The organism is Micromonospora sp. CA-248260 (assembly GCF_050942205.1).
GTDB lineage: Bacteria > Actinomycetota > Actinomycetes > Mycobacteriales > Micromonosporaceae > Micromonospora > Micromonospora antibiotica.
In genome coordinates this window covers 4,144,057-4,155,974 of record NZ_CP192021.1, presented here as the reverse complement: position 1 = coordinate 4,155,974, position 11,918 = coordinate 4,144,057, and the positions used below count along the sequence as shown (strand labels likewise).

9 protein-coding genes are annotated in these 11,918 nt (G+C 73.4%); 4 read left to right on the top strand and 5 right to left on the bottom strand.

Annotated elements, in window-relative coordinates; all coding sequences use genetic code 11:
* The first annotated feature begins 41 nt into the window (after positions 1-41).
* Entirely contained in the window at positions 42-2,438 is a 2,397-nt protein-coding gene (locus tag ACQP2H_RS18275) for a ricin-type beta-trefoil lectin domain protein (protein WP_219462880.1), read from the top strand.
* A gap of 97 nt (positions 2,439-2,535) precedes the next feature.
* Here the strand turns inward: ACQP2H_RS18275 and ACQP2H_RS18270 are convergent, their stop codons facing one another.
* A complete protein-coding gene (locus ACQP2H_RS18270) occupies positions 2,536-4,230 on the bottom strand; it encodes a tetratricopeptide repeat protein (RefSeq protein WP_433228189.1) in 1,695 nt (564 codons plus the stop codon).
* Between the two features lie 344 nt (positions 4,231-4,574).
* Between ACQP2H_RS18270 and ACQP2H_RS18265 the strand changes: the two genes are divergently transcribed.
* Positions 4,575-6,113, top strand: a complete 1,539-nt coding sequence (locus tag ACQP2H_RS18265) for a ricin-type beta-trefoil lectin domain protein (protein WP_219462877.1) — start codon at positions 4,575-4,577, stop codon at positions 6,111-6,113.
* Positions 6,114-6,244: 131 nt separating this feature from the next.
* On the opposite strand, the gene ACQP2H_RS18260 is transcribed toward ACQP2H_RS18265, so the two are convergent.
* Both ACQP2H_RS18260 and ACQP2H_RS18255 read right to left on the bottom strand, forming a co-directional pair.
* A complete protein-coding gene (locus tag ACQP2H_RS18260; RefSeq protein ID WP_433228186.1) occupies positions 6,245-7,102 on the bottom strand; it encodes an NAD-dependent epimerase/dehydratase family protein in 858 nt (285 codons plus the stop codon).
* Positions 7,099-7,515 carry a nuclear transport factor 2 family protein gene (locus ACQP2H_RS18255; RefSeq protein WP_433228184.1) on the bottom strand — a complete coding sequence of 139 codons (417 nt, stop codon included), beginning with the start codon at positions 7,513-7,515 and terminating at the stop codon, positions 7,099-7,101. Before ACQP2H_RS18255 ends, ACQP2H_RS18260 begins: the two co-directional genes overlap by 4 nt.
* A gap of 107 nt (positions 7,516-7,622) precedes the next feature.
* On the opposite strand from ACQP2H_RS18255, the gene ACQP2H_RS18250 reads away from it, so the two are divergent.
* Together ACQP2H_RS18250 and ACQP2H_RS18245 are read left to right on the top strand one after the other, a co-directional pair.
* Entirely contained in the window at positions 7,623-8,210 is a 588-nt protein-coding gene (locus tag ACQP2H_RS18250) for a TetR/AcrR family transcriptional regulator (RefSeq protein ID WP_433228182.1), read from the top strand.
* Positions 8,211-8,234: 24 nt separating this feature from the next.
* The gene (locus ACQP2H_RS18245) at positions 8,235-9,104 is read left to right on the top strand and encodes an LLM class F420-dependent oxidoreductase (protein ID WP_219462870.1); all 870 of its coding nucleotides are present in this window, start codon (positions 8,235-8,237) and stop codon (positions 9,102-9,104) included.
* A gap of 215 nt (positions 9,105-9,319) precedes the next feature.
* On the opposite strand, the gene ACQP2H_RS18240 is transcribed toward ACQP2H_RS18245, so the two are convergent.
* Complete coding sequence (locus ACQP2H_RS18240) at positions 9,320-10,966, bottom strand: amidase (RefSeq protein WP_357534289.1); 1,647 nt, start codon at positions 10,964-10,966, stop codon at positions 9,320-9,322.
* Positions 10,966-11,265 carry a hypothetical protein gene (locus tag ACQP2H_RS18235; RefSeq protein ID WP_219462865.1) on the bottom strand — a complete coding sequence of 100 codons (300 nt, stop codon included), beginning with the start codon at positions 11,263-11,265 and terminating at the stop codon, positions 10,966-10,968. Before ACQP2H_RS18235 ends, ACQP2H_RS18240 begins: the two co-directional genes overlap by 1 nt.
* Between the last annotated feature and the right edge of the window lie 653 nt (positions 11,266-11,918).

Here is an 11,918-nt window from a genome sequence, read left to right as displayed (position 1 = left end):
CGGGGGCACCCCACCACCCCACCAGGATTGGAGTCCCACCCGTGTCCGTCCCGACATCACCCGCCCGGCGCGGGCCGGTGCTGGCCGGCCTGGCCGCCACGGCGCTCGCCGCCACGGTCGCCGTGCTCGCCCCGGCCGGTCCCGCCCTCGCCGCCACCACCACCCTCTACGCGTCCCCCGCCGGCAGCGGCACCGCCTGCTCCAGCAGCCAGCCCTGCTCGCTGACCGAGGCGCAGAACGCCGTCCGGTCCCGTACCGCCGGGATGTCCGGCGACATCGTCGTCGAGCTGGCCGACGGCGTCTACCGGCTGGCCGCGCCGCTGCGGTTCACCGCCGCCGACTCCGGCACCAACGGCTACACCGTGACCTGGCGGGCCGCCGCCTCCGCCCGCCCGCAGCTCAGCGGGGCGCGCGCGGTCACCGGCTGGTCGCAGGTCGACGCCGGGAAGAACATCTGGCGGGCGAGCGTGCCCGCCGGGCTGGACAGCCGGCAGCTCTACGTCAACGGCGCGGTCGCCACCCGGGCGCGGACCGCCGTCAACCGGGCCGACTTCACCTTCACCACCAGCGGCATGCGGTTCAGCAACGGCGCGTTGAGCTACCTCAACAACCTGGGCAACCAGAACCGGGTCGAGGTGGAGAGCGTCGGCTCGTTCACCGACCGGTACTCGCCGGTGCAGAGCATCAGCGGCAACTTCCTGACCATGCAGCAGCCGGCCTGGAACAACAACACCTTCGGCTTCGACACCCTGTCCAAGCCGCACCGCGCCGGCCCGTTCTACCTGGCCAACGCGTACGAGTTCCTGGACAGCCCGGGGGAGTGGTACCTGAATCCGGGCAGTGGGCAGCTCAACTACATCCCGCTGGCCGGGCAGAACATGAACAGCGTCAGCGTGGAGCTGCCGCAGCTGTCGTCGCTGGTGAACGTCGGTGGCAGCTACGACGCCCCGGCGCACCACATCGCGTTCAGCGGGATCACCTTTACCGGCACCAGCTGGCTCGGCCCGAGCAGCAGCAACGGCTTCGCCGACCAGCAGACCGGCGCGCACATCACCGGCACCTGGGCCCGCCCGGCCGACGCGCTCACCTCCTGCCAGGAGGGCTGCCCGCTGTTCGAGGCGACCCGGCCGAACTGGAACCAGATGCCGGCCGCCGTGCAGGTCTCCGCCGCCAACACCATCACCTTCGGCGACTCCCAGTTCGTCAACCTCGGGCAGACCGCCATCGGCATCGGCAACGACGCCAACGCGCACGCCAGCGGGGTCGGCCTGGGGGCCAGCAACATCACCGTCACCCGCTCCGAGATCGCCCGCAACTCGGCCGGCGGCATCGTCGTCGGCGGGGTGCGCGCCGACGCCCACCACCCGGGCGACCAGCGGATGACCAACCGGAACATCACCATCAGCAACAACCGGGTGCACGACCTCGGACTGGAGTACCGGGGTGTGGTGTCGATCCTGACGACGTACGTCAACACCTCGCTGGTGTCGCACAACGAGGTCTACAACATGCCGTACACCGGGCTGTCGGTGGGCTACGGCTGGGGCGCGAACGACGCGGGCGGCAGCCAGCACTACGCCAACCGTGGGCTGTACAACTACCAGCCGCGCTACTCGACGGCGACCACGGCGGCCAACAACCAGGTCGTCGGCAACTACATCCACGACGTGATGCAGCAGATGACCGACGGTGGCTGCCTCTACACGCTGTCGGCGAACCCGGGCGGGACCATCAACGAGAACTACTGCCTGCGGACCAACGGCTGGTTCGGGCTCTACTTCGACGAGGGCTCCCGTTACTACACCGCCCGCAACAACGTCTTCTCCTCCACCGGCACCTGGGCCACCGCCAACTACTGGTACGCCGAGAACATGGGCAACTTCACCGTGACCAACAACTGGTCGACCAACAACAGCACCAACGTGACCAACGGTGACCGGGGCAACGTCGTCAACAACAACACCGTGGTCAGCAACAACAGCTGGCCCTCGGCAGCGCAGACCGTGATGGCCAACGCCGGGGTGCAGGGCACCACCAACCCGCCGACGCAGGGCGCGCAGCTCGTCGGGGTGCAGTCCGGCCGGTGCGCCGAGGTCACCGGTTCCAGCACCACCAACGGCACCCAGGCCCAGCTCTGGGACTGCACCGGCGCGGCCAACCAGCGGTGGACCCAAACCGCCAGCCGGCAGTTGATGGTCTATGGCAACAAGTGCCTGGACGCCTCCGGGCAGGGCACCAGCAACGGCACCAAGGTGGTGATCTGGGACTGCAACGGCGGCACCAACCAGCAGTGGAACGTCAACGCCAACGGCACGGTCACCGGCGTGCAGTCCGGGCTCTGCCTGGACGCGAACGCCGCCGGTACGGCCAACGGCACCAAGTTGATCCTCTGGGCCTGCAACGGCGGCACCAACCAGCAGTGGAGCCTGCGCAGCTGACCGGTCGACCACGGGGTGCGCGGGGTCGGGCGGACGCCCGGCCCCGCGCACCCGACGTCGTTGCCCACCCGGTGTCGCCACCGCCACGTGCGGCCGGTCAGGAGGTGCGGCGGCAGCGGGCGAGTGCGGTGCGCAGCTCGCGACGCAGTGACCGGTCCACCTCGGGTGCGGCGAGCGCGGCGGCGAAGTCCCGGGCCGCCTCGTCCCACCGGCCCAGCCGGGCCAGCGCGGTGCCCCGGTTGTAGCGGGGCACCGGTGCCGCCGACAACGCGACCGCCCGGTCCAGGTCGGCCACGGCGTCGGCCACCGCACCCCGGTCGAACCGGACGGCGGCCCGGTTCGTCCACGCCTCGACCAGCTCCGGATCGCCGGCCAACGCCCGGCTGAACAGCGCCTCGGCCTCGGCCGCCGCACCGCGCTCCGAGCGGATCAGCCCGAGGGTGCACAGCAGGGCGGGTTCGTGCGGGGCCAGCACCAGCCCGGCCCGCGCCCCCGTCTCGGCGACGTCGAGGGCTCCCCGGCCGAGGTGCAGGTTGACCAGGGCGATCCGGGCATCGAGGTGTCCGGGCTCGATGGCCAGCACCCGGTCCAGGTCGTCGCGGGCCCGCCCGGTGCGGCCCCGCTCCTGCTGGAGCACCGCCCGGTTGTAGTACGCCTCCGGCAGGTGCGGCCCGAGGCGGATCGCGCTGCCGTAATCCCGGATCGCGGCCCGGTGTCGCCCGGCGGCCCGGTGCAGGGCGGCCCGGTCCACGTAGTACTCGCAGTTGTCGGGGTCGTGGCCGATCACGGTGTCGAGTTCGGCCAGGGCCCGTTGCGGGTCGCCCAGCGCCAGGTGGACCTGGGCCCGGTTGTGGCGCAGCCGGGCCACGTCCTGGGGGCGTTCACCGGGGGCGAGCACCGCCGTCAGCCGGGCCAGCCCGTCGTCGATCAGCCGCAGCGCCCGCTCCGGCTCGCCCGCCCGGCTGTCCAGCAGGGCGACGCCCTGCTCGTAGAAGACCGTCGAGAGGAGCCGCTGCCGGGGGTCGGGCACCGTGCGGGCGAGCCGGAGCGCCTCCGCCAGCCAGTGCCGCGCCCGTGCCGGGTCCTGGGCGGCGGCCGGCAGGTGCCGGGCGTACAGCATCGCGGTGGCGTACGCGGCCGACATGGTGATCTTCGGATCGTCGGTGACGGTCCGGGTCTCGTGGTAGAGGTCGAGCGCCTCGGTGGCCTGGTCCAGTGCCGCCAGGGCGGTGGCCAGGCCGGTGGTGAACGACCACCAGTGCGGCAGGTCGTCGGCCGGGGTGACCAGGGCACGCCCCTGTCGGGCGGTGCGGGCCGCGTGGTGGTAGAAGCCGCCGGCCAGGCTCTCGCCGAGGGCGGTGCGCAGCGCCGCCGGGCTCAGGTCGACGGCCGGCAAGGCTGGGCCGTCGTCACACAGTTCCAGCCGCACCGGGTACGCCCCGAGTCGGCCGGCCAGCGCGTCGAGCAGCTCGCGGGTGGTCTCGTCGGCCGCGCCGACGTGGACGAACCGGAGCGTGACCGGTCGGCGCAGGGTGCCCGCCCAGGCCGCCACGAACTCGGTCGCGCCGTAGGCCAGGGCGGCGGTGCGTCGGGCGGGGTGGAACCGGATCGGCGCCTCGTCGGCGGCGGCGCGGGCGGCCGGGTCGAGCCGGGGCGCGATGGCCCGTAGCTCGGTGCGGTGCCGGGCGGCCAGCCGGGGGCGGTCCGCGGCGATCCGCTGGAGCAGGTCGGCGACCCCGGCGTACGGCCCAAGGTCACGGTGGCAGTCGTAGGGCGGTGGCTCGTCGGTCACGGTCGGGCCGGCGTCGCCGAGGGCGGGCGCCCGGGGGCGCCCGCCGGGCCGGCAGTTACCAGCACCACTCGATCCAGAGCCGGCGGGCGCCGGACACCAGACGCAGTGCACTCGTACGACGGACGGTCATCTTCTTCATGGGCACCTCCGTGGTCGTCCACTCCGGACTGCGCAGAGCCTAATCCCGATCAAGGGAAATGCGAAGGGCGCTCGGGAAACCGGCGGGCCTGGTGGCCTGACCGCCGACCGGTCCGGCGACGTCGCATTGACAGATGTCCCTCAATTAGTAAATATTCTTGCCTGAGAGCGCTCTCACATCCGTCGACAGCTCTGGAGGGTGCAGAATGATCCGTCACCTGGGTGCCGTTCTCGGGGCCGCGACGCTGGTCGGTGCGCTGGCCGCCGCGCCCGCCGGGGCCGCACCGGTCACTGCGCCGGCCGACCCGTCCGCGCCGGCCGCCGTCGACCCGTCCGCCGGCCTTCCCGCCGGGCAACGGGCGGCGCTGCGCCGGGATCTCGGTCTGACCGACGAGCAGCTCCGCCTCCGCACGGTCGTCGAGGCCGCTGCGCCGTCGACCGAGCGTCGGCTCCGGGCCGAGCTGGGCGTCGCGTACGGCGGGTCCTGGGTCGCGGGGGACGGGAGCAGCCTGGTGGTCGGGGTGACCACGGCCGCCGACGCCGCCCGGGTCCGCCGTGCCGGCGCCCAGCCGCAGGTGGTCCGGCGGAGCCTGGCCGAGCTGGACCGGGCCCGGGCCACCCTCGACCGGGCGGCCGGCCGGGCCGGCCCGGCCGTGCACTCCTGGTATGTCGACCCGGCGAGCAACAGCGTGGTGATCCAGGCCGCCGACACCGCTGCGGCCCGGGCGTTCGCCGAGGCCACCGGCACCGCCGACGCGACCCGACCGGTCGTCGCCGCGCAGTCCTACCGCCCGGTCTACGACATCCGGGGCGGCGACCAGTACGTCATCAACAACAACACCCTCTGCTCGGTCGGCTTCGCCGTCGCCGGTGGCTTCGTCACCGCCGGTCACTGCGGTGGGGCGGGCAGCACCACCAGCGGCAGCGGCGTCGCGCAGGGCACCTTCCGGGGCTCGTCCTTCCCGGGCAACGACTACGCCTGGGTGCAGACCAACTCCTCGTGGGTGGCCACGCCCACGGTGAACACCTACAACGGCGGCACGACCGCGGTGGCCGGCTCGGCGGAGGCCGCCGTCGGCAGCGCGGTCTGCCGGTCCGGCCGGACCACTGGCTGGCGGTGCGGCACCATCACCGCCCGGGACGTCACGGTCAACTACTCCGGTTCCCTGGTGTACGGCCTGGTGGCGAGCAGCGCGTGCGCCCAGCCCGGCGACTCGGGTGGCGCGTTCGTCTCCGGCAACCAGGCGCAGGGCGTCACCTCCGGTGCCGGTGGCGACTGCACCTCCGGTGGCACCACCGTCTACCAGCCGGTCAACGAGATCCTCGGCGCGTACGGGCTGTCGCTGACCACCACCGGCGGTGGCGGTGCCGGCCAGCTCGTCGGGTACGCCGGCAAGTGCATCGACGTGCCCAACTCCAACGGCGTGGACGGCCAGTACCTGCAACTGTGGACCTGCAACGGCACCAACGCCCAGCGGTGGACCTTCGCCGGGGACGGCACCGTGCGGGCGCTCGGGCTGTGCATGGACGTGGCCTGGGGCTCGACCGCCAACGGAGCGGTCGTCCAGTTGGCCAGGTGCAGCGGCAACCCGGCCCAGCAGTTCGTCCTCAGTGGTGCCGGTGACCTGGTCAACCCGCAGGCCGACAAGTGCGTCGACGTGCAGGGCGCGAACAGCGCGGACGGTGCCCGGCTGGTCATCTGGGAGTGCACCGGCGGGGCCAACCAGAAGTGGCGGCGCGGCTGAGCGACCCGGGCGCGGGGCGGGCGACGACCGGGTCGCCCGCCCCGCGCACCGTCGCGCCACCGGTCAGCATCGCCGCAGCGCGTGCGGGTGCACCCGACGGCGGCACCCTCGGTCGTCGTCCGGCCGACCCGTCAGGTCGGTGTCCCGGCGCGGTCCGGGGCGGAGCGGGGGCCGCCGGGCAGCCGGTCGCGGCAGAAGTCCCGGAACGAGCGGGGTGGGCGGCCGGTCACGTCCGCGACGGTGCTGGTGGTCCGGTCCTCCGCGCCGGCCGCGATCGCCGTGTCCAGGCTCGCGAGGAACCGGGCGAAGTCGGCTGGCAGGCCGTTGGCCTCGTGGTACGCCGAGAGCTCGGCCTCGCTGACGGCACGGTGCCGGACCGGTCGGCCGCCGGTGTCGGTGAGGACGGCGGCGATGTCGGCGTAGCTCAGGCGTTCGGGGCCGGTGACGAGGTGCTCGGTGTCGTGCGACGTCGGATCGGTGAGGGCGCGGACCGCCACCCCGGCGATGTCGGCCGGATCGACGATGCCGACCCGGGCGTCGCCGGTGGCGCTGATGATCTCGCCGCGTTCCCGGGCGCTCACCCCGTGCGGACGGTCACCGACGAAGTTCTCCATGAACCAGGAGGGCCGCAGCACCGCCCACTCGGGGAAGAACGTGCCCAGCCCGGCCTGCACCTCGCCCAGGCCGGGAGTGCCCGCCTCGATCGCCGAGGAGCTGAGCAGGACGGCCCGCCGCACTCCCCGGGTGCGGGCCAGTTCCAGCAACGGCAGCATGACCGGTGCGGGATCGACCTCGCCGACGGGTGGGACCAGGTACACGCCCGTCACGCCCTCCAGTGCGGCGTGGTGGGTGCCGGGGTCGTACCAGTCGAAGCGGACGTCCCCGGCGCAGGCCCGGCGGCTGGCGACGCGGACCGGGCGGCCGGCGTCGGCGAGGGTGGCGGCGACGAGCCGGCCGGTCGTCCCGGTGCCGCCGATGACCAGGATCACGAGCGCACCAGCCCGCCGTCGAGCAGGTCCTGTGCGGCCTGCGGGTTCCAGTAGTCGCGGTAGTGCACGATGTGGCCGTCCCGGATGGTCAGCACGGCGATGTACCGCAGGCGGTAGGGCCGGTTGCTGGCGACGACGACGCCACCGGCGGTGAACTCGGCGACGAGCACCGCCGGATCGGTGGTCTCGTGCACGGTGACCTCGGTGATCTCGCGAACGTCGAGGATCTCCGGATAGTCGATGAGGTAGTCGTGCACGGCGGCCCGGCCGGTGACCCGGCTCGGTTGCCCGGCCGGCGCGAACGGGAACTCCATGACGCCGTCGTCGGCGAACAGGGCGATGAATCCCGGCATGTCCTTGGCGAGCAACAGGTGCATGGCCCGGTGGAACAGGGCGGTGGAAGGGTTCGACACGGTTGTCCCCTGGTCGTCGGTGCCGTCCCGCTGGGTGGTTACCATAGCGGACGGCCGGTCCGCTTCACTGTAGCGGACTGATGGTCCGTTTTGCGAGGGGAGAGCGGGTGCGCGCCGACGCGGCACGAAACCGGACGGCCGTACTGGCCGCCGCTGATCGGTTGTTCGATGCCGCGACCGACCCCGACCAGGTCTCGATGGACGACATCGCCGCCGCCGCCGGAGTGGGCAAGGGCACGCTGTTTCGCCGCTTCGGCGACCGGATGGGGCTGCTCCGGGCCCTGTACGCGCAGCGCGGAGACCAGTTGCGGGCGGCACTGACGGCGACGCCCCCGGCGGGGCCGCCGGCGGAGCGTGCCCTGCACCTGCTCCGCGAGGTGGTGCGGTTCAAACGGGACAGTCGGGTGCTGACGTTGGCGCTGGAGAACGCAGGCGACGGCAGCCCCTACCGCACCGGGTCGTACGAGGAGTGGCACATCCTGCTGGTCGCGCTCGTCACCGAGGCGCGCGGCCCCGCGTCGGCGGACTACCTGGCCCACGCCCTGTTGGCGGCAGTGCGCAGCGACCTGGTGGAACACCTGCGGGACTGGCCCGACGAGCGCTGGGAGACGGGGTTGGCCGCCCTGACCCGCGCGGTGCTGGACGTCGACGCGTCGCCGGCGGCAGCCGGGGCGGGTGACCCCGTACGCCACTAGGATCGGTGTGGAGGTGGGCGAGGCATGAGACTCGGACTGCACTACTGGAACTACTCGACCCCGACCGATCCGGCGGCGATCGCACCGACGCTGATCGAGACCGCGACGATCGCGGAGGAGGCCGGGGTCGCATCGTTCACCGTGATGGACCACTACTTCCAGATGGAGGCGATGGCCCCGGCCGAGGAGCCGATGCTGGAGGCGTACACGACGCTGGGTTTCGTCGCGGCGCGGACCTCGCGGATGACGCTCGGCGTGCTGGTCACCGGCGTGATGTACCGCTACCCGGGGCTGCTCGCCAAGATCGTGACCACCCTGGACGTGCTCTCCGGCGGCCGGGCCCGGCTCGGCATCGGCGCGTCCTGGTACGAGCGCGAGCAGCACGGCCTCGGGGTGCCGGTGGTGCCGGTGGCCGAGCGGTTCGAACGGCTGGAGGAGACGCTGCGGATCTGCCGGCAGATGTGGAGCGACGACAACGGGCCGTTCGAGGGCCGGCACTACCGGTTGGCCGAGACGCTCAACTCGCCGCAGCCGCTGCGGCGGCCCCACCCGCCGGTCATGATCGGCGGCAGCGGCGAGAAGAGGACCCTGCTGCTGGTGGCCCGGTACGCCGACGCCTGCAACCTGTTCGGCAGCAGCCCTGCCGAGGTGGCGCACAAGCTGGACGTGCTGCGCGGGCACTGCGCCGCCGAGGGCCGCGACTACGACACCATCGACAAGACGGTCATCGTGATGCGACCGCCGCTGGCCGACGTGGACGCGTTCCTCGCCGAGGTGGCCGAGTACGCGGCGCTCGGCGTGACCGAGGTGCAGGTCACCCCGGACCGGCACCCGGTGGAGTTCACCCGACGGGTCGCCGACGAGGTGTTGCCCAGGCTGACCACCATCGGCTGAGCCGGTCGGGCCGCCGTCCGTCTTCCGGGACCGCGTCGCCCACCCTGCCCCGCCGCCCGTTTCGCGGGACCGGCCGTCCACCCCACCGTGCCCCGCCGCCCGTTTCGCGGGACCGGGTCGTCCATCCCACCGTGCCCACCCCGCCACTGTTCACCCCGCCGCTGTCCGTCCGTCGTCCGCCCCGCCGCTGTCCGGCGGGGCGGACGACGTGGCGGTCACTGGGACAGGTGGGCGACCTCGTCGGCGGTGAGCCGCAGCCCGGCCGGGGCGGCGCTGCGCGCCGCCGCCGCGACGGCCGGCGGGTCGGCCGGTCGGCGCAGGTGCCAGTCGGTCACCGCCTGGTAGGCGGCGACCACCGACAGCAGCCGGTCCTCGCCGTACGGCAGGCCACCGAGGATGGTGCCGATCGGCAGGCCCGCGCCGGTGAACCCGATCGGGAAGCCGATCTCCGGCAGGCCGAGGATGTCGAACGGCACCGGACCGGTCTGCACCACCACGTCGCACCCGGCGAAGAGTTGGTCGAGCACCCGTTCCATCAGCAGCAGCTTGGCCCGCTGGCCGGTGATGAACTCGCCGCCACCCAGCAGCGCCCCCTGCAACCAGCCGGTCACCGACACCCCGAAGCCGCGCAGGTCGGTACGCAGGTAGGGCAGGAACGGCTCGGTGCGCTCCGGCAGCCGTACGTTGTTGAACGCGGTGCCGGTGAGCAGCTCCCACTCGTCGGGCAGCGGCACGTCGACGATCGTCGCGCCGGTGATCGCGGCGAGCTTCGCCAGGTACGCCTGCCGGGCCAGCGCGGTCTCCGAGGTGCCGGCGGTGAAGCCGGGTAGCACCCCGATCCGGGTCTTCCACCGCAGCTTGAGCTTGCCGCCCTGGTGGGTCGGGGTGGCCGCGTCGATCAGCTTGGGCACCTCGGGCAGGCCCTGGCTGCGCGGGTCGGCCGGGTCCTCACCGGCCATCGCGGTGAGCATGATGGCGGCGTCCTTGGCGTCGCGGGCCAGCGGGCCGGGATGGTCGCGGGTGTAGCTGAGCGGGATGATCCCGTGCAGCGACACCCGACCCATCGTCGGCTTGAGCCCGGTGAGGTTCTGCGCGTTGGACGGCGCGGTGATCGAGCCGCCGGTCTGGGTGCCGGTGCCGGACGCGGCGAGCCGGCCCGCCACGGCGGTGGCGGTGCCGGTGGACGATCCGCCGGGGTCGGTGGCCGGGTTGGTGGGGGTCCATGCGTTGACCGTGGTGACCACCCCGGCGGGGGTGGTGGCCCGGGTGGTGGCCAGCGGACCCATCTGGGTCTTGCCCAGCACGATCGCCCCGCCGCCGGTGACCAGCCGGGTCACCGCCGTGGCGTCGTACGGTGGTCGGAAGTCGGCGAACAGGTAGGAGCTGGCGGTGGTCGGCACCCCGGCGGTGTAGTAGTTGTCCTTGATGGCCAGCGGGATGCCGTGCAGCGCGCCCCGGTGCGGCTTGCGGGCCATCGCGCGGGCCGCCTTGACCGCCTGCTCGGCGAGCACCAGGTTGAACGCCTGGTAGGTCGGCTCGTAGCGGGAGATCCGGGCCAGGTACGCCTCGACCAGCTTCTCCGAGGTGAGCTTGCCGGCCCGGATCAGCCAGGCGGCCTCGGCGATGGTCAGCTCGGTCGGGTCGGCCACCGCCTCCGGGCGCGGCTTGACGTAGGCGTTCGGCACGGCCAGCGCCGGGTTGTAGCGGCCGGGCGGGGCGACCGCCGCGCGGGTGACGCCGGCCGCCGAGGCGACGGCGGGCAGCCCGACGACGCCGCCGACCGCCGAGGCGGTGGCCAGTGCGGCGGTCCGGGCGAGGAAGGCGCGACGGTCGACGCCGTGGTCGGCAGGGGCTGTGCTCATCACTTCCGCCATTCCGTGCTGATCGAGGGGTAGAGCATCGGCGCGGGCTGCTGGGACAGCGCCTTGGCCACGGCCGGGTCGGTGCCGGCCGGTGCGGGCGGCTGGTAGGCGGCGAGCGTGCCCACCGTGCTGCGGACGAACGAACGCAGCGAGGCCAGCACGGTGGCCTGGCCGGGGGAGCCGGTCTGTGGGTCGGCGGTGGTGCCGGGTGGGAGTTGGTCGAGGTCGATGCCGAGCGACGCGAGCCGGGCGCGGATGAGGACGTCCAGCTCGGCGTCGGTCGGTGGGGTGGGGGCCATGACGCTCCTTGAGGGGTGGGCGACGTTGACCCACTGTTGAGCCGGATCGTGTCGCGGACGTGACATGTTGATCTCGGCGTCGTGAAGCCACGCAGGTCAATGCCCCTGTACGTGGGCGCGACAGTGGACGGCCGGGCCGGCGCATCGGGGCCCCGCGATCGCCCAGCACGTCCCGGCCGACGGGTCTACTCGTACGACATGTTGGGCCCGTTCGTGGCCATTGCGCTGGGGCAGGTGGCGGTCGGGCCGGTCGCTGCGGTGGTCGGTACCCGCGACACCGTGCTGATCCTCGCTGCGCTGGTGGTGCTCTCCGTGCTCGGGGTGGTGCCCAGCCGGGCGGTCCGCCGGCTGGCGGCGTCGACGCCGGGGCCTGAGCGTGCGGCGGCACGGCCGGCGTTGACGTCGGGCCCGTGCGGGAACCGGCCGGTGGACCGGCGCGTGGTCGGACGTTTCGCGGAGCCGGTGCCCGGCTGGCCCGCTCCCCGGTGGGGTGCCGCCTGCCCCGGTCGGACGACCGGCGGGGGCGGCGGCAGCCGGACGGCTGCCGGCAGCGGTCGGGCCGGCGCCGGTCGGGGTACGCCGGACCCGCGCACCACCATGCGGTGGACCGAGTCGCGCCGGCCCGACAGTTACCGCAGGGCATTCCCGTTCGA

Excerpts from the sequence above, each read along its gene's own strand:
- ACQP2H_RS18240 (WP_357534289.1), bottom strand. The coding sequence starts at position 10,966 with ATGAGCACAGCCCCTGCCGACCACGGCGTCGACCGTCGCGCCTTCCTC.
- ACQP2H_RS18235 (WP_219462865.1), bottom strand. The coding sequence starts at position 11,265 with ATGGCCCCCACCCCACCGACCGACGCCGAGCTGGACGTCCTCATCCGC.
- ACQP2H_RS18245 (WP_219462870.1), top strand. The coding sequence starts at position 8,235 with ATGAGACTCGGACTGCACTACTGGAACTACTCGACCCCGACCGATCCG.
- ACQP2H_RS18265 (WP_219462877.1), top strand. The coding sequence starts at position 4,575 with ATGATCCGTCACCTGGGTGCCGTTCTCGGGGCCGCGACGCTGGTCGGT.